We start from the raw sequence: 24838 nt of genomic DNA, 5'->3' as shown, positions 1-24838 counted from the left end.
TCTTGGATTGTTTACCGTTCGAACAGAACCAGTTCCTTCATGCGCTGAAATCGCCCGCCTTGCCGGTACAACCGAACAGGTCGAATTTTTTCAGCATAAATTGTTTGTATTCCTCCATGAAAATCTTCCCGGGCGTGGTAGGGGCAAATTCCTCGGGACGGTCGCGGAAAAACTCGCGGTTCACCATTGTCCAAAGCAATCGGGTATCGGTCGCGATGTTGATCTTGCAGATTCCCAGCGGAATAGCCTTGCGCACTTCTTCTTCCTGCACACCTTTGGCATCGGTTTTCAGTTGCCCGCCTGCTGCGTTGATGCGTTCGATCACTTCGGGAACGACATTGGAGCCGCCGTGCAGTACCAGCGGAAAGCCGGGCAGCCGTCGCTGGATTTCTTCCAGGATATGGAATTGCAACCCCTGACCGCCCGAAAACTTGTAAGCACCGTGGCTCGTACCCACCGCGATGGCCAGGCTGTCGCAGTCCGTCGCATGTACAAAATCGACTACCTGCTGGGGATTGGTATAAAATGAATGCTCGGCATCCACCGTGAGGTCGTCTTCCACGCCGGCAAGTACGCCAAGCTCCGCTTCCACGCTGATGCCTTTCGCATGGGCAGCGGCTACGACGGCTTTGGTGCGGGCCACGTTTTTGTCAAAATCATCGTGCGAAGCGTCGATCATCACCGACGTGTAGCCGCCTTTTTCAATGGCGTCGAAAATATGCGCTTCGTAACCGTGGTCCATGTGGATCGCGTACGTCACTTGCGGGTAAATGCGTGCGGCTGCGGCGATCATGGACAGGAGCATGTCCGCATGCGCATAATCGCGGGCGAAGGGCGTCGTCTGCACGATAAAGGGTGCATTTGCTTCCTGTGCCGCCGCGAAAAGGCCGTGGATTTCTTCCATGAAGAACACATTCACCGCCGGGATCGCATACCGGCCGTAGCATTTTTCAAAGAGTTGACGCGTTGTCAGTAACATAGGTTTTACCAGAAAATCGTATACAATGCCGCCAGTACGCCGCAAATCAGTACCGAGCCGATCGCAAAGCTCTTACCGGGCTGGAACATCGAAGCTTCGATGTCGAGCGCCTTCGGGTTGTTCCTGCTCTTGGGATCAGCGAGGGAAATGGCCGCGATCACCACGCAGAGGATCACGAAGATGTAGCCCATGCGGTCGAGGAACGGGATTTCGGGGTACATAAACTTGCCCGCTGTCGACAAAGGGATCGTCAGCAACGCGGCGGTCAATGCGGCGGCCGAAGTAGTCCGTCTCCAGAACATACCGAGAATAAAAATGGCGAATACGCCCGGTGTGATGAAGCTGCTGTACTCCTGGATGAACTGGTAAGCCTGATCGAGCACGCGAAGCTGCGGCGCGATGAGGATACCAATGCCCATCGCGACGTAGATCGTGTAGCGGCCCACGCGCACGAGCTGGCGTTCGGAGGCGTGCGGGGCAATGTATTGTTTGTAAATATCGAGTGTAAAAATCGTCGAAATACTGTTGGCTTTACCGGCCAGCGACGCTACTATGGCGGCGGTCAGCGCGGCGAATGCCATTCCTTTGAGGCCCGCCGGGAGCAGGTTCAGAAGGACCGGGTAGGCGTGGTCGGGTTTTACGACTGAGCCGTCGAGCATTTCCTGCTGGAACATGCCGTTTTGGTATAACACAAATGCCGCAATGCCGGGAATTACCACGATGATCGGGATGAGCAGTTTGAGCAATGCAGCGAACAGAATGCCTTTACGCGCCGTTGGCAGGCTGGCCCCAAGGCTGCGCTGGATGATGTACTGGTTACAGCCGAAATAGGCGAGGTTATTGATCCACATCGCACCGATGATCACCGATAAGCCCGGAAGGTCCTTATAGAAAGGATTATCTTTTGGAAGGATCATATGGAAATGGGAATCGGCCTGTTCCTTAAGCAATCCGAGTGCATTGAAAATGCCGGGCCTGTTGAAATGTTGCGATACGAGGTCCAATGCAAGATAAGTAGTGGCCAAACCACCCAGAACGAGCACGATAACCTGCACCACGTCCGTGTACCCGATCACTTTCATGCCGCCGATCGTAATGACGACCGCGAAAAGCCCCAAACCGATAATGCCGTAATTGAAGTCCAGTCCAGCTGTTACTTCGAGCGCAAGCGCGCCGAGGTACAGGATGGACGTAAGGTTGACAAATACATATAATAGCAGCCAGAAAACAGCCATAATCGTCGCAACGGTAGGATTATACCTTTCCCGCAAGAACTGCGGCATAGTGTAAATCTTGTTTTTGAGATACACCGGCAGGATAAACAACGCCACGACGATCAGCGAAGCTGCGGCCATCCATTCGTAGGAAGAAATGGCCAACCCGATGGCAAACCCCGACCCCGACATCCCGATGAAGTGCTCGGCCGAAATGTTCGAGGCGATGATCGAAGCACCGATCGCCCAGAATGTCAGCGAACCTTCCGCGAGGAAGTAGTCGGTGGAACTAACCTCTTTCGAACTCTTCTTTTTGTAAATCCAATAACCGTAAGCGGAAACGCCTATCAGATAGATGAAAAATACTACATAATCCAGCGATTGCAGACCGGTTGCGGACATTCTTATGAAAGGGTTAGTTGATTAAAAGGTATGGTGGCGGTGGTAATGGTTACAGGTGGCCAGGTGTTGCAAATCCAAACTTATTCATTTTCCACTACACCTGACCATTCCTGACTACAAATGACAATATCTAACCATTCCTGACTATTCCTGGATCGCTGTTGCTTCTTGCAGCACCTCGTCGAGTTTAACGCTGCGGCCTTCCGTGAGCGATTTCATCGCTGCAATACCGATCGCCGTCGCCATCAGCCCGTCGTGCGCGTCTACCGGGGAAGGGGTGTCTTTCAGCACGCAGTCGATAAACGTTTTAAGGCAAACGCGGTAGGCCGTCTCGTACCGTTCGAGGAAGAAATGCAGCGGGAGCGAGCTGTGGCCGCCGTTGCTGTCGAAATGGATGAGCGTATCGGTCGTATTGTTTTCGGCCTTCGCCATGCCTTTCGACCCGAAAATTTCCAGTCGCTGGTCGTAACCGTATACGGCCTTGCGGCTATTGTCGATCACACCGATCGCGCCATTTTCGAAAGTCAAAACGATCACAGCCGTATCGATATCGCCGAATTCCCTGATCTCCGGGTGAATGAGCGCATCGCCTTTCACAAATACCTCTTTCACCTCGCTTCCGACAATGTAGCGCGCCATATCAAAGTCGTGGATCGACATATCGAGGAAAATACCGCCCGATACTTTGAGATATTCCACGGGCGGCGGTGCCGGGTCGCGGCTGGTAATGCGGAGAATGTGCGGCTCGCCGATCTTGTTGTCTGCCACGAGATGGCGCACATTGCTGAAGTTCGCATCGAATCGGCGGTTAAAGCCGAGCATAAGCTTCACATTGTTGTCCGAAACCGCCTTTTCCGCTGCCTGGATCGCTTCCAGCGTAACATCGAGGGGTTTTTCGCAAAAAACATGTTTCCCCTTCTCGGCCGCAGCTACGGTGTACGGCACGTGGAATGGGGTAGGCGAGCAAATGATCACCGCTTCTACATCAGGGTGGTTGATCACGTCGTAGGCGTCGGTAACCACTTCGGGAACGCCCAGGTTACGCGCGAATTCATGGGCCGCAGGCGACAGGTCGGAAGCAATGATCACTTCCGCGTCGGGCATGTGGTGCACCAGATTGCTAAGGTGGATCTGGCCAATCCGGCCCAGTCCGATCACACCGGTTTTAAGTTTTTTAGTCATCTTTCTTGTCTTGCGAGCGAGTTGGACCCGTCGACCGAAGTCGGCGGTCAAGAGATTAGAGTGATTTGTTTCTAGCCGTCGACTTCAATCGACGGGAAAGATTGTTATGCGAATTGTTTTGAAATTTTCTTAATCGACGATCCATAGTCGGCGGTCAGGGCCGCGGGCCCTAAAATTTCCTGTTCCATTCTTTCAGCCAGCGTTCGATGACAACTTTGGTTTGAGTAAAGAACTCAACCGCATGCTTGCCCTGGCCGTGAAGGTCGCCGTAGAAGCTGTCCTTCCAGCCGGAGAACGGAAATTGCGCCACCGGAGCCGCTACGCCGATATTGATACCGATATTCCCGGCCTCCGCTTCGTGACGGAAACGACGCGCATTCAGGCCGCTGCTTGTGAAAATGCAGGCCATGTTGCCGTATTTGCCTGAATTAATAAAGCGGATAGCCTCGTCGATGGTATTGATGTGCACCAGGCTTAGTACCGGACCGAAAATCTCCGTCGAAGCCAGTTCGCCATCCAGCGGAATGTCTTCGATGATGGTAGGGGCAATGAAGTTCCCGTTTTCATAGCCGCTCACCCTGGCATTCCGCCCGTCTACGAGTAGTCTGCCTCCTTCATTCAAGCCTTTGTCAATCAAAGTGTTAACGCGGGTTTTGCTTTCCTGTGTGATAACAGGCCCCATCAGCACGTCCGCATCCAGGCCGAATCCGGTCTTGCGGTTCCGCGCCGATTCCACGAGGCTTTCGGTAATGTCTTTGTGCTCGCCTACGGTGATGATCGTCGAGGCGGCGAGGCAACGCTGGCCGGCGCAGCCGTACACGCTGTCGATCACGATCTGGGAAGTCATTTCGATATCCGCGTCAGGCAGCACGATGACCGGGTTTTTGGCGCCCCCCTGTGCCTGCACGCGCTTGCCGTTGGCCGAACCTTTGGCATACACATAACGAGCCACATTGGAAGAGCCCACAAAGCTGATGCCTTTGATGACCGGGTGTTCCAGAATGGCATCCACCGTCTCGCGGGCGCCCTGCACGAGGTTCAGCACGCCTTTCGGGAGGTCGAGCTTTTCCATCAATGCCACAATCTTTGTCATCGTCAGCGGCACTTTTTCCGATGGTTTGATAATGTAGCTGTTCCCGCAGGCGAGGGCGTAGGGGAGGAACCAGAACGTGATCATGCCCGGGAAGTTGAACGGCGCAATGCACGCGCACGGGCCCAGGGGCTGGCGGATCATGTATTCGTCGATGCCTTTTGCGATGTCCTCGGAAAATTCGCCCTGGATCAATGTCGGCATACCGCAGGCATTTTCCACGTTCTCGATGGCGCGCACCATTTCGGCTTTGGCTTCGATGAATGTCTTACCGGATTCAAGGACGATCGTCCGTGCTATGTCGTCGGCGTTGTCTTCGAGCAATGTTTTGAGTTTAAACAAATATTGCACGCGCTTGGAAACGGGCGTATTTCTCCATTCCTGAAAACCTTCGTGAGCGGCCGCAGCGGCATCAGCTACGTCCTGCGCCGTGCCGTAAGGTACCTGAGCCAGCACTTCCTGGCTAGCGGGGTTCAGCACATCCACATAATGGCTGGAATGACTGTCGACCCACCGGCCGTTGATGTAATTCTGTAATTTTTCCATTTGGTAGTTAAACTTATAATCCTCCGTATCCTTTTACGAACTCCTGCACCTCGTCGTAGGAAGGCATGAAATTCGCGCAGCCTTCGCGGGTGACGATGATCGCCCCGCAGGCATTGCCCATTCTTACACTTTGATACAAATCCCACCCGCGCAGCAGCCCGAACGAGAAGCCCGCACAAAAAGCGTCTCCCGCGCCCAGCACATTCAAAACTTCCACTGGAAAACCAGGGACTTTCACCTCTTCCTTACCCGGCTGAAATATGGAAGCACCGTCTTTCCCGCGTTTCACCACGAGCGTTTCCACACCCGAAGCGAGGATTTCCTGAATAGCGTTTTCAATGTTCCCCCGGATTTCGGGTGCCGATATTTGCTGGTGTTTGATCAAAAGCTGCTCTTTGTCCGTCAAAAACGTGGCCAGAATCTCTTCCTCCGTGCCTACCACAATATTGAAACTGCCCAATGCCGCACGGATCGTTACGCCGAATGCGCGCGGGTCGAACCACTGGTCGGCGCGGAAATCGATGTCCAGCAGACGGGTTACGCCATTTTTTTTCGCCAGTTCGAGGGCGTAGAACATAGCCGTCCGGCTGGGGTCCTTGCTGAATGCCGTGCCGGAAAACGCCGCCGCTTTGAACTCCCCGAACGGAATGGCCGATACGTGGTCGATGTTCAGGTTGATGTCGGCGCAGTTTTCGCGGTAGTACACGAGCGGGAAGCGGTCGGGCGGCTCGATGCCCAGCACTACGGCCGAGCTGCGGGTGCCTTCTATTGTGGGGACCCATTCGGTAACAATGCCTTCATGGTCAAGAAAATGCTTGATGAAATTCCCGACCTGATCGATGCCGATGCCGGTCAGGATAGCCGTTTCCAGGCCGAGGCGACGGCTTCCGGTAGCGATATTGAGCGGACAACCGCCCACAAAAGCATTGAATGCCTCGATTTTTTCAAAAGGGCTGCCCACGTTGGCCGAGTAGAGGTCAATGGACGAGCGGCCAAGGGTAAGAAGATCGTATTTGCGCATGTTAATGGTTATTTGAAACGTCTATCCGTTCATTTCGGCGGTGACGATCGGTAGTCTCGGGTCGGAGCCTTTCCAGCTGCCGTAGATCCAGTCGTGGTCGGGGTCGGATGTATTGGCGAGCGACTGGTCGCTGCCGGCGAGGAAATTGAGATAGTACACATTGTAGCCGTGGCCTGCCACCACGGGGTGGTAGCCTTTGGGCACGAGTACAGCCTCATTATTTTTCACGCGCACAATTTCATCCAGTGAACGGTCGTCGGTATAGACCTGCTGAATGGCGTAACCCTGCGGCTTGTCGATTTTGTAGAAATAGATTTCTTCCAGGTTCGCTTCTAGTAAAGTACCGTCCTCCGCTACCTTCCGCTCGTCGTGCTTGTGTGCGGGAAAAGAGCTCCAATTGCCCGAGGGCGTGTACACTTCCACGCATACGATCTTGTGGCACCCGAAGCCCGGTTCGAGCAGGCTGTTGATCTGGCGGTTGGCATTATCGCCCCCGCGGTATTCGATCGCCGCTTCCTCGGGGCGCTTCATGCGCGGCGGATGGTCTTCGTCGGAAAGGACTTTGCATATGGCGATGTCGGTACCCGGCGATTGCGCGGTCAGCACAAAGGGTGTGCGGCGGGAGAGGTACATTGCGTGACCGATGCCGCTGAAAACATCCTTGCGGCCATTGCCCGTTTCCCAGACCTGTCCGGCGGCTTCCATTTTGAAATTACCGCCCAGCAAAGCGAAGCAATATTCATATTCGCCCGTGTCGCCCGTGATTTGTTCACCGGGTTCCAGTATTTTAGCTTCAAAGTTCAGGTAAGTCCAGCCAGCCTGTTCGGCGGTGAGGGAATGGTAAGTCTTGTCGTGTGTCCGGGGCTTGATCAGTAGGTTACTCATTGTGGTAATTCCATTACATTTGCACAATGATAGTGTTGTATAAATTAAACACAAAATGTAAATATGTTAATATTGAATGCAAACGTTTGAAAAAATTTCAAAGATTTAATTGCTATAATCCAACCCATGAATTCCTCACGTCCTGTTACGATTAAAGATATTGCACGCCGTTTCCGGTGCTCTCCTTCCACGGTTTCGCGCGCGCTGAATGACCACCCGGCCATTAATGAAGATACCCGCAAAAACATCCAGGAATATGCCCGGGAAGTCGGCTACCAGCGCAATGAAGTGTCGCTGAGCCTGCTTAATAAAAAGACCGCTTCCCTGGGTGTGGTCGTGCCTACGATCAGTAATTATTATGAAACGGCTGTGATTGAAGGCCTGCACACGGTGTTGCAGCCGATGGGTTACACGCTCAATATCTGCGTGACCAATGAAAGCTACCTGCTCGAAAAGGAATCGCTCTCAAAACTGCTTTCCAACCGTACGGAAGGCATTTTCCTGTCGGTTTCGCAGGAGACTTACGACGCGGGCTATTACGAGCACCTTGAAAACGTGATCCAGCGGAAGACACCGCTGATCTTCATCGACCGGGAATATGAGGATTTCGAGACGAGCCGTGCCACCGTGGACGACTACCACGGCGCATTTGCGGCGGTGGAACACCTGGTATCGATCGGCTACAAGCAAATTGCCCATTTGAAGGGTCCTAACGGGCTCACGGTGTCCGAGCAGCGTTTCAAGGGGTATATCAATTGTTTGAAAAAATACAACATGCCCATCCGGGAAGAGCTTATTCTCAATACGAACTTCAATGTCGAAAGCGCCATCCTGCCTACCAAGCGCCTGCTCGAACTCGCCTCGCCACCCGACGCGATCTTCGGCGTAAACGACCAGGTAGCGATCGGCGCGATGCGCGTCGCCAAGGACCGGGGCCTCCGCATTCCGCAGGACATCGGGCTGGTCGGGTTCGACAACTCGCCCATTTCCGCCTACACCTTCCCGTCGCTCACTACCGTTCACCGGCCGGGCCGGAAGATCGGAATGGAAGCCTCGCGGTTGTTTCTCAACCAGTTGAACGGCTCGGGCGACTTTTCTCCGGAAAGCATCGTACTGCCTTCCGAACTGGTGATCAGGGAGTCGTCGCTTCGGATTTAATATCAGTGTATCAGGACATTTAAATACAAAAACGCCGGCAGGAACTCATCCCTACCGGCGTTTTTGTATTTACTCAGCTATCAATAGCCATCATTCTGCTTCAAATATCCAGGCAGGTTCGACGCGCCGTCTATGGCGGTCTGCGGGATCGGGAAGATGCGTTTTTTTACGTCGGCGTTGGTTTTTTCTGTCCATTTGCCTTCGTATTTACCGAAACGGATCATGTCCGGGCGGCGGAGCATTTCCCAGTAGAATTCAAAACCACGCTCGCGGAAGAGCAGGTCGAGGCTCATGCTGGTCAGTGCTGGCGGGGCCAATGTTTTCGTACGGGACGCACGCACGAGGTTCACGTCGGCGAGAGCGCCCGCGGCATCGTTGCTTTTACGGAGTTTCGCTTCTGCACGCATCAGGTATACGTCCGCCAGGCGGGTGATGATAATGTCCGCTTCGCCTCGGTTACGGCCCGTATTCGATTTGCTGCTGAATTCGTATTTTTCCACGCGGTAGCCGGTGTTGTAGTTGCTTCCGGCGGTGGTGAAGTCGATCAGCTCGGTGAAGTTTACGGCCAGGTCGGAGCGGTTACGGGTCACGTAGGTCAGTTTACCCACTTTCAGCTTACCGTCCGGGCAGCGTACGAATGCGCCATTCACGCGCAATGCACCGTATTGCTGGCCTCTCAGGATACCACGGTTGATCTTATAGTCGGCGTCTGCTACGCAGGTGTCTTTCGCATTGGTATAGATCGAAAGGTTCTGCTGGTAAAAACGAGGGTCACGCGACGGATCCACCGCGCCGTAAGCCTGCACCCATGACTGGTAGAAGTCCGAAGTAATACCCGGACCGTCGGTACCATTCGCCGCGGGGAACTCCGCCAATGGGAACTGGTCGCCCGAGATCGAGAAGTAAGCCATCCGGTTGTGTCCGTTCAGTTCAGCGCGCTGGTCTACGGCGAAGATGATCTCTTCGTTCGTATGGTTGTTGTTTCCAAAAATCGCAAAGTAATCGGCGGACAGTTTCGCCTGGCCTGAGTTGATCACTTTGTCGGCGTACTGGATCACTTTGTCCATTTCGTCGGCTTTGAAATCGAAGGTCGTGCCGTAGATGTTGCGATACACTGCCGCATTCAGGTACAGGCGTGACAGCAGGCTCCACACGGCTGCCTGGTTCAGGCGGCCGGGGCCTACCACCGATTTGGGTTGCAATGCCGGTTCCACAGCGAGGAATTCGCTTTCGATGTATTTCACCGCCTCGTCGCCGCGGATAATTTTGGAAGTAGTGCCCGCATCCTCTTTTACGAACACAATACCGAACAAATCCAGCATCACCATATTATAGTAGGCGCGCATCCCGCGTGCTTCGGCCGTAAATAGTGCCGCATTGGGTGATTTCGCCGTTTTTAAGCCTTCGATGGCCGTGATGCACCGCGAAATGGATTGTACCAGCTGGTTCCACGTGTTATTCACGTTCGGGTCGGTGGCGGTAGTATTATGCCCGTGCAAGGCAAGGTAAATACCATTGTCGCCCCAGTCGGTACCACCGCGGTAGGGAAGGATCGCTTCGTCGGTGGAGATTTCCTGCAATGCAAAATAGGTCGTATGCTGGAAAAGGTTAGGCAGCAGCGCGTAGGTAGGCGCAAGCAGGCCGTTCACGGTTTCTTCGTCGGACAGCTTCGTGGTCAGCGTTTCGTCCAGTACTTGTTCTTTCAGGTCGGTACAGGCATTGCTGAGCATCAGCAGGCCGGCTACCGCGAATATGGATGATAGTTTCTTCTTCATGGGTCAATAGTTAAAAACCAAGATTGATCGAGAAAATGACGGTTTTCGCTTTCGGATAGCTCAGGTAGTCGATACCATACGAAGTGATACCGGCAATCGAACGGTCGTTGTTCACCTCCGGATCGTAGCCCTTGTATTTGGTCCACAAGGCGAGGTTCTGGCCGGTCACCGAAATGCGGGCAGTCTGTACCCATTTGTTGATACCGAGCTTCGCGGTATTGAGGTTATAGCCCAGCACAAGGTTGTTCAGACGCAGGTAAGCGCCGTTTTTGAGGTACCTCGTCGAAACACCCGCCGAGTTGTTCACCGATTCTTCCGGCGATGCGAGCGCTTCGCGGGTTACGTTCACACCTTTCGATAATTTCAGTTTGTAAAAATTGGAGTTCGCCGTGTTGTCATACACCTTGTTTCCGGCCACGCCGTTGAAGTTGGCGGTCAGGTCGAAGCCTTTGAAGCTGACATTACCATTGAAATTGTACATACGCGAAGGCAATGCGGTACCGGCTACGATACGGTCGGCGTCGTTGACAATGCCGTTGCCGTCCACATCGCGGAATTTGCTGAGGCCTTTTTCGTCAAATCCGATGAATTCTTTCAGATAGAATGTACCGATCGCTTCGCCGTTGATGTAGCCATTGATGGTCGCCGAAGTAAGGCCGGAGCCCTGTGCCGAACCCGAAGGGATCACCGTGTAAGGCGAATTCTCCACCTTGTTGCTGATAAAGGTGATATTACCGCCCAAGCCATATCTCAGCCCGTTTTCAAGGGTCTTGCGGTAGTTCAGGTCCAATTCGAGGCCCTGGTTGATGATCTGCATATTCGGTACGTTGGTCCAGAAAGTCCCGGCCGGCTGAACAGGATCGGCAGGGATCACTTCAAGCAGGATCTTTTCGGAAGTTTTTCTGAAATAGTCGATCTCACCGCTCAATGCGCCTTTAAACAACCCGAAATCTAAACCGACGTCGGTCTGCTTGGAAACCTCCCACTGAATGTCGGGGTTCGCCAGACGCGTGTAGGTGGTACCGCCCGGATACGTCGTGCCGCCGTCAAGCGGATAGCTCGCCGTTCCCGAAACGACCGATGTAAAACGTGCCTGGGTAATTTTCGATGGAATTTCCTGGTTACCCGTCGATCCCCAGCCCGCGCGAAGTTTCAGCTCGGAGAAGGGCAACGATTTCATGAACGGCTCTTCCGAAATGCGCCATCCCAATGAGAATGAAGGGAACGAACCATACTTGTTGTTCGAACCGAATTTGGAAGAACCGTCCACACGCAAGGTGGCGGTCACCAGATACCTGTCTTTGAAGCCATAGCTCGCACGGCCGAAGAAGGATTGCAGCTCGTTCACGGTCGCAAAGCCGCCCGGCTGGTTCAGTACCAGCGAGAGGTCCTGGCCGAGACCGGGGTTATAGATCGGCTCGATGTCCGAGATCGGGAATTTATTAATGCTGAAATTCCTGCTCTGAATGAAAATGTGCTGATATGAATGACCGAGCAATGCCGTCAGGCTGTGCATTTTGGTATTCATCGTGTAGGTCAGGTAGTTTTCGATCAGCTTGTTCGTGTTGCGCAAACCGTAGTTTTCCAGTCTTCCCGGTTCGGCCGGGATCGTACTCGGCAGGGTTTGTTTATCCTGCGTGGCAGTCGAGTTATCGATGCCGAAGTTCAGCTTGTACACCAGGCCGTCGATGATTTTTACCGAAGGCGAAATGCTGGCCAGTACGCGGTTGGTCGTCAGGAGCTCCTTGTATTGCTGCAGTGCGAACAATGGGTTGGTAAATTCCTCGTAACGAACCAGTTGTCCATCGGCGCCATAAGGTGCGTAAGTAGGGTTAATGGTGATGGCGCTGCCGATCACCCCCGGAATGTTCGGACGTTGATTTTTGGCATTGGTCGCATTCAGGTTCATATCCAGCGTCACGCGGTCCTCGAACAGCTTTTGAGACAGGTTCACGCGGCCCGTGTAGCGGTTTTGCTGACTGTTTTTCAGGATACCCTGCTGCTTCTGCGCTCCGAATGACGCGTAGTAAGTCATTTTTTCGCTTCCGCCGCCTACCGAAATGTTGTGGTTATGGGTCGTGGCGGTGCGGAAGATCTCCTTCTGCCAGTCGGTGTTTGCTTTGCCGTCCACGACGGTAGCACCCAGTTTCGAGGCTTCCGCAAGGAACTCGGGACCGGAAAGTACATCGAGCGGGCGGGCCACATTGGAAATACCCAGACTTCCCGAATAGATTACCGTGGCTGCACCCGATTTACCTTTCTTCGTCGTGATGAGAATTACACCATTCGCGCCGCGGGCACCGTAAATGGCTGTGGCGGAGGCATCTTTCAGTACGTCGATCGACTCGATATCCTGTGGGTTCAGGAAGTTGAGCGGGTTTGCGTCGCCGCCTGTGCCGCTGTTGTCGAGCGCCATACCGTCCACGACAAACAATGGGGTACTGCCCGTACGCACACCGCCCGGACCGCGCACGGTAATGTTGGTTTTGCCGCCCGGCTCGCCGGTTGCCGAGGTAATGTTCACACCCGACACCTTGCCTTGCAGCAACTGTTCGGGCGAGTTGATGATCCCCTGGTTGAACTCGGCGCTTTTCAGGGACTTCATGGAGCCGGTAATGTCTTTTTTCGTTGCGCTGCCGTAACCGACCACCACCACCTCGCTCAGATTGGAGGCAGATTCTTTCAGTTTGATTTCAATGGAATTGGCATTGGATTCGGTCAGTAAAAAGTCTTTCAACGATTGCTTTTCAAAGCCTATGTAGCTGAATTCGAGGTTATAACGGGTGCCGGTTTGCAGGTTGGCAAAGGTGAAAGCGCCCGATTCGTTGGTGGTCGCGCCTTGTTTGTTGTTTCCGTTCGCATCGGAAATCACGACGGTGACGCCGGGAAGGCCTTCGGAAGAACCGTCGGCAGTTACTTTACCGGTGAGCGTAATTTCCTGCATGATATACATGTTGGCTTCAACATGCTTTTTGGGCTGGCCTTCGGGAACCGGTATTTCAGCCGCCGCTACCGCGTGGAGGCCGCAGACGGCCGTCACCTGCATGAGGCAGTTTCGGATTATTCCGGTCCTGACTGATAGAGTCGAAGTTTTTCTCATAGTCGTGGATTATTGGATTTTACAGTGAATAGAAACGGGAACGTGTATGGATTTTTAGTCATATGAGGGAAATTTAGGGTCCTGGGTTACAAGATTACAAATTGTATTTTTAAAATATTTAATAGAATTGATTTGATAGGCTATGCAAACGTTTGAAATTTTGTGCAAACGTTTGAAAAAATATGAAGATTAAATTGGATGAAATTTATATGGCTTGGCGTGGTGTAGGAATAGTGATTGTAAATCATCCAAAAGTCTAACAATGGCCGGAAAAGTTGCATTAAAGCAGCATTTCCAAGCCAAAATTGGCATCAGCGGGAAGAAAAAATGAAGGAATGTGTTTTAAGGAATTGTTAAATCGGCGTGCAGAGGTAGTATGCAATAGAATATTCCCCTTCTAGTCTCCGACCGTGGGAACGCATCGGCAAACTCAGTCGTGAAAGTCGACCAATCCGTATGAATCACATCATAGGGCTTCAAATTGCCCTTGATATCAAATTCCAGGTGTGTGTTTATTTTTAGTTAAATATAACCAAAAATAAAGCTTTAAACATCCTGCCGCAAAACCTCCAGCGGCGGGCGGGAGAGGATGCCGCGGCTGTTGAGCAGGCCGATGACGACGGTGAGCAGCGTGACGAAAAGGAATATCAGTACCACCGGACCCAGCTCGGGGTGGAACTCGGATTCGAAGCTGAACCGGGCGAGCGAGAAGCTGCCGATCACGGCGATGAGGATGCCGGTGAACGCCGCCAGCGAGCCCAGGAAGAAGTATTCGAGGGAGGTGATGACGAATATCTGTTTTCGGCTGGCGCCCAGCGTTCGCAGCAGGATGCTTTCCTGGATACGCTGGTATTTGCTGATCATCACCGAGGCAATGAGAACGATCAGCCCCGTTAGAATGCTGAACCCGGCCATAAAGCGGATGACGAAGCCGATTTTGTTGAAAATGTCGTCCAGCACGCGCAATACCAGGGCCAGGTCGATGATGGAAATGTTGGGGTATTGCCGTACCAGCGCCTGCTGGAAACTGGCCGACACGGCCGGGCTGGGCACGTGCGTGAGCATCGCGTGGAATTGCGGCGCTTCTTCGAGCACGCCCGTCGGGAATACGACGAGGAAGTTGGTGCGCACCTCGCTCCAGTTCACTTCGCGGAAACTTGCGATGGTCGTGGGCATGATGGTGCCCTGCACATTGAAGACGAGGGTGTCGCCGAGCTCCAGACGGCTTCTTTCGGCATAACCTTGTTCGATGGAAATGGGGATCAGGGCCGCGGATTTGTCGTATTTGCCCTGCCATTTTCCCTTTGTGATCTTTTCGGAAGAAGTTGTCGAGTCGCGGAAGGTGACGCGGTACTCGCGGCCGAAAATGCGACGGGACTGCTCTGCGGTCGAGTCGCCCTCGAAGTCGGCGGCGGTTTTGCCGTTCACTTCTTCGAGGCGCATATTCACAATGGGCACGCTCTGGTTAATGGGCACATGCTGCGCTTTGGCAATGGCCAGCACGCCATCTTTCTGGTGGCTTTGGATATCGAAAAGCACCATATTCGGCTGGTTGCCGCTGCTCGACAGCTTCACACGCGTGAGCAGGATGGTTTGTATAAAAAAGAGCGTGCATATCAGCGATGTGCCGAGGCCTACCGATACGATCAGAATGGTCGTCTGGTTGTTGGGCCGGTACAGGTTGGCCAGTCCCTGCCGCCAGAGGTAACTCCATGAATTGGGGAAAAACCTGCGTACGAGCCACATCAGGAGGCTGGCAATGCCGAACAGGATGAGGAACGACGCCAAAATGCTTCCTGTAAAAATGAGCGCCTGGACCCAGGTTTGCATTTGCAGGAACGAAAACCCGAAAATGAACAGCACAATGAGCCCGTACAATGCCCAGCTCACGGCGTCGCGCTCGGGGTGAGAGGCGTCGGAAGCGGAACGGAGCACATTTAACGGCGATACTTTTCGGATGGAAACCAGCGGCGGCAATGCAAAAAGAATGGAAATGAGTACGCCGATCACCAGCCCCTGCGCGATAGCGGGCCAGGAAATGTCCGTACTGAGTTCGAACGGCAGGAGGTCTTTCAGTACCACCGGCAGAAATTGCTGGATAATCGCTCCCAGGATCGTCCCCAGCACGGTGCCGATCAGTCCGATGCCTGCGATTTGGATCAGGTAAATGAGGAATGCCTGCGTCGCTTTCACGCCCAGGCAACGGAGGATGGCGATGGAGTTGAGCTTCTCGCGCACATATATATGTATGGCGCTCGCCACGCCTATGCACCCGAGCAGGAGCGCGACAAACCCGACGAGCGACAGGAACCGCGTGAGGTCACGGAAAGAGCGGCCGGTGTCCTCCTTCTGGCTTTGCACCGTATTGTAGTCGAGGTCGAAACGTTCGAATTTCGGTTGCAGCGTCTTCACCATTTTCTCGACATCCGTTTTAACAGGATATTTGAAATAATACCGGTAACCGACCCGGCTGCCTTTCTGCATCAGGCCTGTCTGGTCCAGAAAACGCATGGGAATGTACACCACCGGTGCCACAGAGGCGGTAATGCCGGTTGAGCCCGGCGCTTTTTCCAGCACGCCCGCAATGGCAAAAGTCACCTCGCCGATCCGGATCGAATCGCCTACCTGGGCACGGTATTGCAGCATTAAAGTCTGGTCTACCAAGGCTTCCTGGCGGCCGCGGAATGTCTTTTCCGCCGACACGGGAATTGTTTCCAGCTTACCGTAATAGGGGAAATCGCCGGTCAATGCCTTTACCTGCGCCAGCCGGCTTCCGCCGCTTTTATTGAAATAAACCATCGACGCGAATGCACGTTCCTCGGAGCGCACCTTGCCCAGCGAATCCACGAATGCCATCGCTTTGCCCTCTATTTTTTTGCCGCTGTAAACCGACAGATCCGCGCCGATGAGCGTTGCGGCCTGGTTGTCAATATTGTCGCGGAGATTATCGCCGAGCGAGTAGATCGCCACGAGCGCGGCGATGCCGAGAATGATGGAGGAAATGAAAAGTGCCAGCCGCGCGCGGTTTTTACGGCTGTCGCGCCAGGCCATTTGCAGTAACCAGGGTAAATTCAGTTTATCGGGGTTCATCGGGAATGTCGGGGTTAGCTTGCCTCCACAATTTTGCCGCCTTTGATGCGGATAATGCGCTGCGTTTTGGCGGCGAGGTCGAGGTCGTGGGTAACGACCACCAGCGTGGTACCGGCCTCACGGTTGAGGTCGAAGAGCAGTTTGACTACTTTTTCGCTCGTTTCGGCGTCGAGGTTGCCCGTTGGTTCATCGGCGAAAAGGATCTGGGGCTGGTTGGAAAATGCCCTGGCGAGCGATACGCGCTGCTGCTCGCCGCCGCTGAGCTGGGTAGGGTAGTGGTGGCTGCGCTCGGCGAGGCCTACTTTATCAAGCAGGTCGAGGGCGCGGGGCTTCACATTCCTTTCACCGCGGAGCTCCATCGGTACCATCACGTTTTCCAATGCGGTGAGCGTCGGCAGGAGCTGGAAATTTTGGAAAATAAACCCCACATACTGGTTCCGTACGGCAGCAAGCTGGTCTTCATTCATGCCGTTGAGGCGCGTGCCGTGAAGTTCCACATTGCCGGAAGTGGAGCGATCGAGCCCGGCGCAGAGGCCGAGGAGCGTCGTTTTGCCGCTTCCCGACGGCCCGACGATCGAGACGGTGGACCCGGTTTCAATGGAAAAACTGATATTGTCGAGGACTTTGAGGGTGCGGTCGCCGCTTTTGTATATTTTACTGACGTCGTGCAGATCGAGTATGGTATTCATCAATCGTTTTTCTTTTATGTTTGCGTGGTGCCCGGTCCGGCTACCGCGAAAGCCTAATTTGGTGCTTTTCGGTTATTGTTTCTCATAAATATAGTTTAAACGGTTTTTAAATGAGAATGAATGGCCCGGTATGCCTTTTTTAACTATAAAATCCATTCCTTTTGATACCATTATGATTGCTGTGCGTCATTTTAAATCATTTTTAGCATTATTATGCGCGCTCGCCGCCACGCTGTTCTCCTGCGGTGGGGAGCCAAAAGAAAAGTCGGAAACAAAAGCCGGTTCGACCGAAACGGCTTCGAAAGCCCCGGCTGCCAAAAAGAAGGTCATCGTATTCTTCGGCAACAGCCTCACGGCAGGTTACGGCCTCGACGATCCCTCGCAGGCATTCGCGGGGCTGATCCAGAAGCGTATCGACTCGCTGGGACTGAATTACAAGGTCATCAATGCCGGCGTGAGCGGCGAAACTACATCTGGTGGTAACAGCCGCATCGACTGGCTGCTCAAACAACCGCTCGACGTGTTCGTTCTCGAACTCGGCGGTAACGACGGCCTTCGTGGTATCCCGGTTTCGGAAACGAAAAAGAACCTGCAAGCCATTCTCGACAAGGTGAAAGCCAAATACCCGGACGCCAAACGCGTGCTGGCCGGCATGCAGATCCCGCCTAACATGGGCCAGCAGTATGCGACGGAATTTAAAGCGGTATACGGCGAGCTTGCCAAAACGAACGATGTCACACTCATTCCGTTCCTGCTGGAAGGTGTAGGAGGCGAATCGAAGCTCAACCAGTCCGACGGCATTCACCCGACGGCCGAAGGGCACAAGATACTGGCCGAAAACGTGTGGATCAGGATCAAAGATTTGCTGTAAATCGATTGCCCGTTAACGAAAGAACCCGCTATTGAGCGGGTTCTTTTGCATTTCAGGAAGTGTAAGTTTCATTACCGTGAAGCTGCCGGCCGCCGTAGCGGTTCCAGGCTTCGATGATCTCCATCCGGTCTTCTACCGTCTTCGGGGTAAATGAAATCACGACGCCGCCATCGCGAATGCTCGATTCGAATGCTTCGGCATGCTCCTTAGGCACGCCCCGGTGGTGCAATGCGCCCACAATGCCGCCCGTAAGCCCGCCCGCGCCTGCACCCGTGAGTGCTGCGAGCAACGGCCCCGCCACGGCAATGCCCAGTCCGGGGATTACCACGGTGGTACCGATGGCGATCAGTGCGCCGGCAATGGCCCCGGCCGTACCGCCGATCGCCGAGCCGATGCCTGCACTTTCCAACGTGGTGTGCTCCGGTTTTTCCCCACGGATCTCTTCGTGGTGGATGCGGTGCGTTTCGTCCGAGACGATCACGTTGATTTCGTCCGGCTTATAGCCCCGGTACATCAGTTCGTCGTAAGCCTTCTGCGCGTTGTCGCGGTTGGTGAATGCTGCATTCACCAGATTCGGATAGTTATATTCAATGGTCGTTTCCATGACATCGTTTTTGGTTAAAAATCTTCCCGATGTTAACAACAACTATGCCAGCCCGGCGGTACGTCTAGTCGGCCTTCACGAGCCTGACCTGTTCGGAAACGCCGTCGGGTTTGGTTAGTCTTAATACATAAATGCCTGGTTTCCAATGTTGCGTTGCAATGCTTTCCGGAAGCAGGCCCCGGCTCGTGTAGATAACGTTTCCGCGCGTATCGCTCAGTTCTACCGTGCCGCTTGCCCCGGAATAGGCGGGGGAAAGTGCCAGCGACGCCGAGAAAGGGTTCGGGTAAGCTGGCGCGTGGGCCTCTAGGATGTGCACGCTACGTACGCGGCTATACGCAAAAGTTTCGTCCTGGTCGGTCATGCGGAGGCGGTAGAGGTTTTCGCCGGCCATCGGGTAATCGTCGCGGAATGTGTATTGCGCAAGTTGAGTGCTTTCGCCTTTGGCCTGCACGGCGCCGGTTACGGACCAGGCACGGCCGTCGCGGCTGCGTTCGATGTCGAAATGCGAGGCATTGGTTTCCGCAGAGGTCGCCCAGCGCAGCGTTACCGCCCGCCCTTCGCCGAGGGCGTCGAACTCGGTCAATACCACGGGCAGGGGGCCGTTACAGGCGCGGTAGAGCGTCGTTTCGGTAGTGCAGGAACCGGCATTGCCCGACACGATCAGGTATGTAAATTCCGAATGCGTCCGCTGATAGTTGCAGATCGCCCATACATTGCAGAGTGAGAGCGCGGGGTTGTTGCGGATCGTGAGGTCGCCGGCGATCGTGAGCGTGGCCGACAGGCCATTCAGGTTGGTAAGCGATTCGTTGCCGACGATATTCATTGGCCCGGCAATGCTGCTCAGCGTTCCCAATGAGGAAATGTCGTTGAGCGAGCCGTTAAACGATATTTCCACTGCCGCCGCCGTTTCCAGCGATCCGAGTCCGTTCAGGGAGGTGAGTGAATGGTTTTCACTGATAATGAGCGCCCCGCCGATGGCTTTCAGGTTCCGTAAGGGGGCCAGGCTGCTGATGACGTCGCTGGCGAGGCTGGTAATGTACACATTGCCGGTCACGTTTTTGATCGCCGGGTCCCAGGTGTTCAATGCATTCTGATTGGTGAATTCCACGCTGCCCACGTAGGTTTGGGCGAATGCATTGGAGCAGGAAAATACGAGGAAAAGTAGCCATAACGGCCTGCGTTTGAGTAAAATCTGCATCATAGATTCGAGGTTTATCGTGTGTTACACACCGTTTCGCGGTGCTTTTGTACGCATATTAATCCAAAGAAAAGCCCGGAATGTTAGAAAACTAACGTTCCGGGCCCGAATGCCTGATGGAAGGTAAGCTACACCACCCTGTCGCCGCGGATCACACGGAGGATGATCGCGACGACGGCGATCACCAGCAGGATGTGAATGATGTTTCCTAAGCCAAAACTTGCAAAGCCGAAGTAGCCGATCAGCCAGAGGATCACCAGGATGACCGCTATCGTATAAAGGAGATTTCCCATCGTTGTAAAATTTTGAGTTAGTGTTTTTTTAGATATGTGAAGATTATATCAATTTAATGCCAGACAGATTCCCGCGTCGCAAACCGGGATATTTCCACGGTTTCTACAATATTTGCGGGGTTACGGGTTTGCAAGCCGTTTAGTTGTAGAAAATTTTCTCAAATCATTTCAATTCCCTTTAACTTTTTAAAATGAAAAAAGCATTCTTATCGCTATTTGTTTTCAGTTTTTTAGCGCTTTTGCAAGCCCAGGCGGCACAGGTGGATTCGGTGGAGGTGAACAGCGCGGTGATGAAGAAAAATCTCAAAGTGGTGGTCGTGCGGCCGGCCGGCTACGCATCGGGCAAGGAGTACCCCGTAGTGTACCTGCTGCACGGATACAGCGGCAACCATTCCAACTGGGTGAGTCGTGTGCCCGGTATCCAGAAAGCCGCCGATAACCTGAATATGATCATCGTTTGCCCCGACGGCGGTTTTAGCAGCTGGTACTGGGACAGCCCCGTGGACCCGCAATCGCAGTTCGAAACCTACATTTCCAAAGAGCTCGTCGCTTACGTCGATAAGAATTACAAAACGATCAAGGACCGCAAAGGACGTGCGATTACCGGGCTGAGCATGGGCGGCCACGGCGCGTTATACCTGGCATTGAAGCACCAGGACGTGTACGGTGCGGCCGGCAGCATGAGCGGCGGGGTGGATATCCGCCCTTTCCCGAACAACTGGGATATGGCCAAGCGCCTGGGCACCTACGCCGAGCAGCCGGAGCGCTGGGAGAAAAATACGGTCATAAACATGCTCCATTTACTCACTCCGAACAGCCTTTCGCTCATCATCGACTGCGGTACGGAAGACTTCTTTTACGATGTGAACGAAAACCTGCACAAGCAACTCGAATACCGCAAGATCCCCCACGATTACATTTCCCGCCCCGGCGCCCACAATTGGCCGTACTGGGACAATGCGGTGCAGTACCAGTTGCTGTTCATGAATAATTATTTCAATAAAAAATAAGTCGGGGCTCTCCCGTATCCCATTCGCTATGAGGTGTTTTTTGCTGTTACTGACGCTGTTTTTGGTTGTTTATCCAAAAATAACACGGGCCCAGGAGGGTAATCAGGCATTGCCCGACCCATTTACTTTCAATAATGGAAAAAAGGTGCGCTCGGCGCAGGACTGGGAACGCAGGCGAAAGGAAATACTGGAAACTCTGACGCGTGAAATGTACGGTACCGCGCCCCCACGCCCGAAAAATATGCGCTTCGAGGTATTCGACGAGGACAAGCAGGCATTGGGCGGCAAAGCCACGCGCCGGCAGGTGACTGTGCGCATTACCGAAAAGGGCCGGGAAGCACGGTTCGATCTGCTGCTGTACATCCCGAACCGGGCGAAGCATCCCGTAGCGGCCATTATCGGGCTGAATTTTATCGGTAACCAGGCCATTCATGCAGACCCGGGCATCAAGCTCACAACGGCATGGGTCGAAAACAGCCGCATGTTTCCGTGCGTCGCCGATGGCAAGGCTACGGAAGCCTGCCGGGGCGTGAATGCGTCGCAATGGGCTGTGGACAGCATTCTCGCACGCGGGTATGCGCTCGTGACGCTCTACCGCGAGGAAGTGGCCGCAGACCGCAAGGCCCAGGCATTCCAGACGGGTGTACATACGCTTTACCCGGAATTGCAGCAGCGGGACGATAATTTCGGAACGGTGGCGGCCTGGGCCTGGGCATTGAGCCGGGGAATGGATTACCTGGAAATGGACAAAGACATCGATGTGAAACGGGTGGCTGTTTTCGGTTTTTCGAGGCTGGGGAAAGCGGCGCTGTGGGCCGGTGCAACAGACAAGCGGTTTGCTGCCGTACTGAGCAATGAATCGGGTGCGGGCGGCGGGAAGCAGTTCCGGCGCGGCGTGGGCGAGGACATCAACCGGCTCGTCACCGTGTTTCCGCATTGGTTTGCCCGGAGTTTTGCGAAGTACAAAAACAAAGATACCGAACTGCCGTTCGATCAGCATTTCGTCCTTTCACTCATTGCGCCGCGACCTGTGTACCTGGCCACGGCGGAGGACGACAAGAATTCCGATCCGCAGGGCGAGTTTTCCACCGCGCGGGCTGCCGATGCCGTGTACCGTTTTTTAGGGACGAACGGTCTGCCCGACAGCCCGTTTCCGGCCCTGAACCAGCCGTTATCGGGCCAAATCGGCTTTCACATACGGCCGGGCGGGCACGACGTTAAAATGTTCGACTGGATACAGTTTTTAAATTTCTCTGATTTACATTTGCAAAAATAGACCGAACCTAATATTTAATTTTACTATTCAGCTAAATGAGCAACCAAACGTCTGCCGGCACAGTCCACACCTCCCCGCCCAAGTTTACTGATAAAAAATACCTTGTCACCCTGGTCTTCGTTACGTCCCTTTTCATGTTCTGGGGGATTGCCATTACGATGGGCGACGTGCTCAACAAACACTTCCAGCATGTGCTGAGCCTCAGTAAGACACAGTCGGCATTTGTACAGTTCGCGATCTTCGGCGCGTATTTCGTGATGGGTATCCCGGCAGGTCTTTTCATGAAGCGGTTCGGCTATAAAAACGGCGTACTGTTCGGATTGTCGCTCTTCGCGCTGGGGTCATTTCTTTTCGTCCCGGCGGCCAGCACGGCATCATTTCCCTTTTTCGGGATCGCGCTTTTTATCCTGGGCTGCGGACTGGCCACGCTCGAAACCGTAGCGCACCCGTTTGTAGCGTCCCTGGGCGACCAGCGTACGAGCGATCAGCGCATTAACTTTGCGCAGGCATTCAATGCACTGGGTGCTATTCTCGGACCTGCCATCGGTTCATACTTCCTGCTACGGAACAACACGGAAGGCAGCACTGACCTTACTTCGGTGAAAATGCTCTATATCGCCATCGGCTCGGTTATCGCGCTGATCGCTATTTTGTTCTCGTTCGTGAAAGTGCCTGCACTGATCGATCCGCACGCACCGGTAACTGATCCGGACGCTGTGAACGTGGACCCGGAACCGGGCAAAACCCTTTTCCAGCACCGTCACTTCGTGTGGGCGGTGATCGCGCAGACTTTCAATGTGGCAGCGCAAGGTGGTACCTGGGCATTCTTTATCAATTACGGTCACGAAAAAATGGGCTTCCCCGATGCGGTGGCAGGTAATTATATGATCGCTTTCATGTCGTTGATGCTCGTAGGCCGCTTTGTAGGAACGTTCCTGATGCGCTTTATCGCGCCGCATTCATTGCTGGCTATTTTCGCATTCGGCAACATCATAATGTGCCTTATCGTGGCGCAGGCGTGGGGCTGGCCATCGTTCATCGCATTGATGATGCTCAACTTCTTTTTCAGCATTATGTTCCCGACCATTTTCAGTTTGGGTCTTAAAAACCTGGGCGTGCACACGCAGCAAGGCTCTTCGTTCATCGCGATGGGCGTGGCCGGTGGTGCATTCTTCCCGTTCCTGATGGGCGCCGTAGCAGAAACCAACGTGGCGCACGCTTACTACCTGCCGATTATCTGCTACACGGTGATCTTCCTGTTCGGATATAAGTTTTACAAAGTGCATTAATGCACTGACCGCTGACCGCGGATTGCGGGGCCCGGCATGTCGGTATCAAAATCGGCGGTCGGCCGTCAGCCGTCAGCGGTCAAACAAGAAAACAATCATTAGCATAAGTCGGCCGTCAACCGTCAGCCGTCAGCGGTCGGCCGTCAGCCGTCAGCGGTCAAACAAGAAAACAATCACTAACATATAGTCGGCGGTCGGCCGTCAGCGGTCGGCGGTCAAAAAAAAACAGTAACAATGAAACTCTGGGGAATCGACTTAGGAGGTACCAAAATAGAATGCGCAGTACTGGATCCCGAAAGGAATCTGGAAGTAGTGGTCCGTATGCGTGTGCCGACGGAATCCGTGAACGGCTATGACCACATTTTGTCGCAGATCAAAAAACTGATCGACATGGTGGCGGAGCAGGTGGGTGAGCGGCCGCGCAAGATCGGTTTCGCGACGCCGGGCGTGCTTGAACCGGATTCGCAGTTAATGAAAAACTCCAACACGACCTGCCTCAACGGCATGCCATTGAAGGCCGATCTGGAAAAAATACTGGGCGTTCCCTGCCAGCTGGCTAACGACGCCAACTGTTTCGCGCTGGCCGAGGCACTCATGGGCGCAGGCAAGGATTACCACGGCGCGGAAGTTGTTTTCGGGGTGATTATGGGTACAGGCGTAGGCGGCGGGCTCGTGGTGAACAACAAGATCATCGGCGGTCACCACGGTATCGGCGGCGAATGGGGCCATAACATCCTCGAAGAAGGCGGCGATCCGTGCTATTGTGGCAAAGCCGGCTGCGTGGAGCAGGTCATCGCCGGCCCGGCGCTGGAGCGGCATTATACGAAACTGAGCGGCGAGAAAGTATCGATGAAAACCGTCCTCGAACGCTACCACGCAGGTAACGATCCGCACGCGAAGGCGACGATCGAGCGGTTGCTCGAATATTACGGCCGCGCCATTTCGACGCTGATCAATGTCATCGACCCGAACCTGATCGTGATCGGCGGTGGGGTAGGCAACATCGACCTGCTTTACACGGCCGGTTTCGAGCGCATCCGCAAATACATTTTCAACAAAGGCGTCGTCACGACACCGATCGTAAAACCCAGGCTGGGCGACAGCGCGGGCGTTTTCGGAGCGGCGTTGCTGTAACCGCATCCGCCTTTCAAAGTCCCGACATTCTC

Annotated in this window: 19 protein-coding genes; 6 read left to right on the top strand and 13 right to left on the bottom strand. The window is 54.0% G+C overall.

The window, feature by feature from the left end; translation table 11 throughout:
- Positions 1 to 37: 37 nt before the first annotated feature.
- From H144_RS0122645 to iolB, 6 genes are all read right to left on the bottom strand, one after another.
- A complete protein-coding gene (locus tag H144_RS0122645) occupies positions 38 to 979 on the bottom strand; it encodes a class II fructose-bisphosphate aldolase (RefSeq protein WP_019944401.1) in 942 nt (313 codons plus the stop codon).
- A 5-nt stretch (positions 980 to 984) separates the two neighbouring features.
- On the bottom strand, positions 985 to 2595 hold the full coding sequence (locus tag H144_RS0122640) for a sodium:solute symporter family transporter (protein ID WP_019944400.1): 1611 nt from the start codon (positions 2593 to 2595) through the stop codon (positions 985 to 987).
- A gap of 144 nt (positions 2596 to 2739) precedes the next feature.
- Positions 2740 to 3777 carry an inositol 2-dehydrogenase gene (gene iolG, locus H144_RS0122635; RefSeq protein ID WP_019944399.1) on the bottom strand — a complete coding sequence of 346 codons (1038 nt, stop codon included), beginning with the start codon at positions 3775 to 3777 and terminating at the stop codon, positions 2740 to 2742.
- Positions 3778 to 3946: 169 nt separating this feature from the next.
- Positions 3947 to 5413 carry a CoA-acylating methylmalonate-semialdehyde dehydrogenase gene (locus H144_RS0122630; RefSeq protein WP_019944398.1) on the bottom strand — a complete coding sequence of 489 codons (1467 nt, stop codon included), beginning with the start codon at positions 5411 to 5413 and terminating at the stop codon, positions 3947 to 3949.
- A gap of 13 nt (positions 5414 to 5426) precedes the next feature.
- Positions 5427 to 6434 carry a 5-dehydro-2-deoxygluconokinase gene (gene iolC / locus H144_RS0122625; protein ID WP_019944397.1) on the bottom strand — a complete coding sequence of 336 codons (1008 nt, stop codon included), beginning with the start codon at positions 6432 to 6434 and terminating at the stop codon, positions 5427 to 5429.
- Between the two features lie 21 nt (positions 6435 to 6455).
- Positions 6456 to 7319, bottom strand: a complete 864-nt coding sequence (gene iolB, locus H144_RS0122620) for a 5-deoxy-glucuronate isomerase (protein WP_019944396.1) — start codon at positions 7317 to 7319, stop codon at positions 6456 to 6458.
- Between the two features lie 126 nt (positions 7320 to 7445).
- On the opposite strand from iolB, the gene H144_RS0122615 reads away from it, so the two are divergent.
- Positions 7446 to 8477, top strand: a complete 1032-nt coding sequence (locus H144_RS0122615; RefSeq protein ID WP_019944395.1) for a LacI family DNA-binding transcriptional regulator — start codon at positions 7446 to 7448, stop codon at positions 8475 to 8477.
- A gap of 80 nt (positions 8478 to 8557) precedes the next feature.
- Here the strand turns inward: H144_RS0122615 and H144_RS0122610 are convergent, their stop codons facing one another.
- From H144_RS0122610 to H144_RS0122595, 4 genes are all read right to left on the bottom strand, one after another.
- Positions 8558 to 10252 (bottom strand): RagB/SusD family nutrient uptake outer membrane protein, encoded by a 1695-nt coding sequence (locus H144_RS0122610; protein WP_019944394.1) that lies wholly within the window; start codon positions 10250 to 10252, stop codon positions 8558 to 8560.
- A 10-nt stretch (positions 10253 to 10262) separates the two neighbouring features.
- Positions 10263 to 13298, bottom strand: a complete 3036-nt coding sequence (locus tag H144_RS0122605; RefSeq protein ID WP_019944393.1) for a SusC/RagA family TonB-linked outer membrane protein — start codon at positions 13296 to 13298, stop codon at positions 10263 to 10265.
- Positions 13299 to 13898: 600 nt separating this feature from the next.
- Complete coding sequence (locus H144_RS0122600) at positions 13899 to 16442, bottom strand: ABC transporter permease (protein ID WP_019944392.1); 2544 nt, start codon at positions 16440 to 16442, stop codon at positions 13899 to 13901.
- Positions 16443 to 16456: 14 nt separating this feature from the next.
- Complete coding sequence (locus H144_RS0122595; RefSeq protein WP_019944391.1) at positions 16457 to 17131, bottom strand: ABC transporter ATP-binding protein; 675 nt, start codon at positions 17129 to 17131, stop codon at positions 16457 to 16459.
- A 172-nt stretch (positions 17132 to 17303) separates the two neighbouring features.
- Here H144_RS0122595 and H144_RS0122590 point away from each other — a divergent pair, with 172 nt between their 5' ends.
- The gene (locus H144_RS0122590; protein ID WP_019944390.1) at positions 17304 to 18002 is read left to right on the top strand and encodes an arylesterase; all 699 of its coding nucleotides are present in this window, start codon (positions 17304 to 17306) and stop codon (positions 18000 to 18002) included.
- A gap of 52 nt (positions 18003 to 18054) precedes the next feature.
- On the opposite strand, the gene H144_RS0122585 is transcribed toward H144_RS0122590, so the two are convergent.
- The 3 genes from H144_RS0122585 to H144_RS33995 form a co-directional block, all read right to left on the bottom strand.
- A complete protein-coding gene (locus tag H144_RS0122585; protein WP_019944389.1) occupies positions 18055 to 18606 on the bottom strand; it encodes a hypothetical protein in 552 nt (183 codons plus the stop codon).
- A 64-nt stretch (positions 18607 to 18670) separates the two neighbouring features.
- On the bottom strand, positions 18671 to 19807 hold the full coding sequence (locus H144_RS0122580) for a T9SS type A sorting domain-containing protein (RefSeq protein WP_084600000.1): 1137 nt from the start codon (positions 19805 to 19807) through the stop codon (positions 18671 to 18673).
- A gap of 125 nt (positions 19808 to 19932) precedes the next feature.
- Positions 19933 to 20097, bottom strand: coding sequence for a lmo0937 family membrane protein (locus H144_RS33995; RefSeq protein WP_019944387.1), 165 nt, complete (start codon positions 20095 to 20097; stop codon positions 19933 to 19935).
- 191 nt (positions 20098 to 20288) lie between these two features.
- On the opposite strand from H144_RS33995, the gene H144_RS0122570 reads away from it, so the two are divergent.
- The 4 genes from H144_RS0122570 (at position 20289) to H144_RS0122555 (ending at position 24806) form a co-directional block, all read left to right on the top strand.
- Positions 20289 to 21107, top strand: a complete 819-nt coding sequence (locus H144_RS0122570) for an alpha/beta hydrolase (protein WP_019944386.1) — start codon at positions 20289 to 20291, stop codon at positions 21105 to 21107.
- Between the two features lie 28 nt (positions 21108 to 21135).
- Positions 21136 to 22383, top strand: coding sequence for a glucuronyl esterase domain-containing protein (locus H144_RS0122565; protein ID WP_019944385.1), 1248 nt, complete (start codon positions 21136 to 21138; stop codon positions 22381 to 22383).
- 35 nt (positions 22384 to 22418) lie between these two features.
- Positions 22419 to 23672 carry an L-fucose:H+ symporter permease gene (gene fucP, locus H144_RS0122560; protein WP_019944384.1) on the top strand — a complete coding sequence of 418 codons (1254 nt, stop codon included), beginning with the start codon at positions 22419 to 22421 and terminating at the stop codon, positions 23670 to 23672.
- A gap of 234 nt (positions 23673 to 23906) precedes the next feature.
- Complete coding sequence (locus H144_RS0122555; protein ID WP_026350916.1) at positions 23907 to 24806, top strand: ROK family protein; 900 nt, start codon at positions 23907 to 23909, stop codon at positions 24804 to 24806.
- The last annotated feature ends 32 nt before the right edge of the window (positions 24807 to 24838 follow it).

The sequence above is a fragment of the Dyadobacter beijingensis DSM 21582 genome, assembly GCF_000382205.1.
In the GTDB taxonomy this organism is placed as follows: Bacteria; Bacteroidota; Bacteroidia; order Cytophagales; family Spirosomataceae; genus Dyadobacter; species Dyadobacter beijingensis.
Note: the sequence above shows the minus strand (reverse complement) of the source record. Positions and strands in the feature narration are given on the sequence as shown.

Coding starts and splice junctions, on each gene's coding strand:
- H144_RS0122645 (WP_019944401.1), bottom strand. CDS start 979: ATGTTACTGACAACGCGTCAACTCTTTGAAAAATGCTACGGCCGGTAT.
- H144_RS0122640 (WP_019944400.1), bottom strand. CDS start 2,595: ATGTCCGCAACCGGTCTGCAATCGCTGGATTATGTAGTATTTTTCATC.
- iolG (WP_019944399.1), bottom strand. CDS start 3,777: ATGACTAAAAAACTTAAAACCGGTGTGATCGGACTGGGCCGGATTGGC.
- H144_RS0122630 (WP_019944398.1), bottom strand. CDS start 5,413: ATGGAAAAATTACAGAATTACATCAACGGCCGGTGGGTCGACAGTCAT.
- iolC (WP_019944397.1), bottom strand. CDS start 6,434: ATGCGCAAATACGATCTTCTTACCCTTGGCCGCTCGTCCATTGACCTC.
- iolB (WP_019944396.1), bottom strand. CDS start 7,319: ATGAGTAACCTACTGATCAAGCCCCGGACACACGACAAGACTTACCAT.
- H144_RS0122615 (WP_019944395.1), top strand. CDS start 7,446: ATGAATTCCTCACGTCCTGTTACGATTAAAGATATTGCACGCCGTTTC.
- H144_RS0122610 (WP_019944394.1), bottom strand. CDS start 10,252: ATGAAGAAGAAACTATCATCCATATTCGCGGTAGCCGGCCTGCTGATG.
- H144_RS0122605 (WP_019944393.1), bottom strand. CDS start 13,298: ATGCAGGTGACGGCCGTCTGCGGCCTCCACGCGGTAGCGGCGGCTGAA.
- H144_RS0122600 (WP_019944392.1), bottom strand. CDS start 16,442: ATGAACCCCGATAAACTGAATTTACCCTGGTTACTGCAAATGGCCTGG.
- H144_RS0122595 (WP_019944391.1), bottom strand. CDS start 17,131: ATGAATACCATACTCGATCTGCACGACGTCAGTAAAATATACAAAAGC.
- H144_RS0122590 (WP_019944390.1), top strand. CDS start 17,304: ATGATTGCTGTGCGTCATTTTAAATCATTTTTAGCATTATTATGCGCG.
- H144_RS0122585 (WP_019944389.1), bottom strand. CDS start 18,606: ATGGAAACGACCATTGAATATAACTATCCGAATCTGGTGAATGCAGCA.
- H144_RS0122580 (WP_084600000.1), bottom strand. CDS start 19,807: ATGATGCAGATTTTACTCAAACGCAGGCCGTTATGGCTACTTTTCCTC.
- H144_RS33995 (WP_019944387.1), bottom strand. CDS start 20,097: ATGGGAAATCTCCTTTATACGATAGCGGTCATCCTGGTGATCCTCTGG.
- H144_RS0122570 (WP_019944386.1), top strand. CDS start 20,289: ATGAAAAAAGCATTCTTATCGCTATTTGTTTTCAGTTTTTTAGCGCTT.
- H144_RS0122565 (WP_019944385.1), top strand. CDS start 21,136: ATGAGGTGTTTTTTGCTGTTACTGACGCTGTTTTTGGTTGTTTATCCA.
- fucP (WP_019944384.1), top strand. CDS start 22,419: ATGAGCAACCAAACGTCTGCCGGCACAGTCCACACCTCCCCGCCCAAG.
- H144_RS0122555 (WP_026350916.1), top strand. CDS start 23,907: ATGAAACTCTGGGGAATCGACTTAGGAGGTACCAAAATAGAATGCGCA.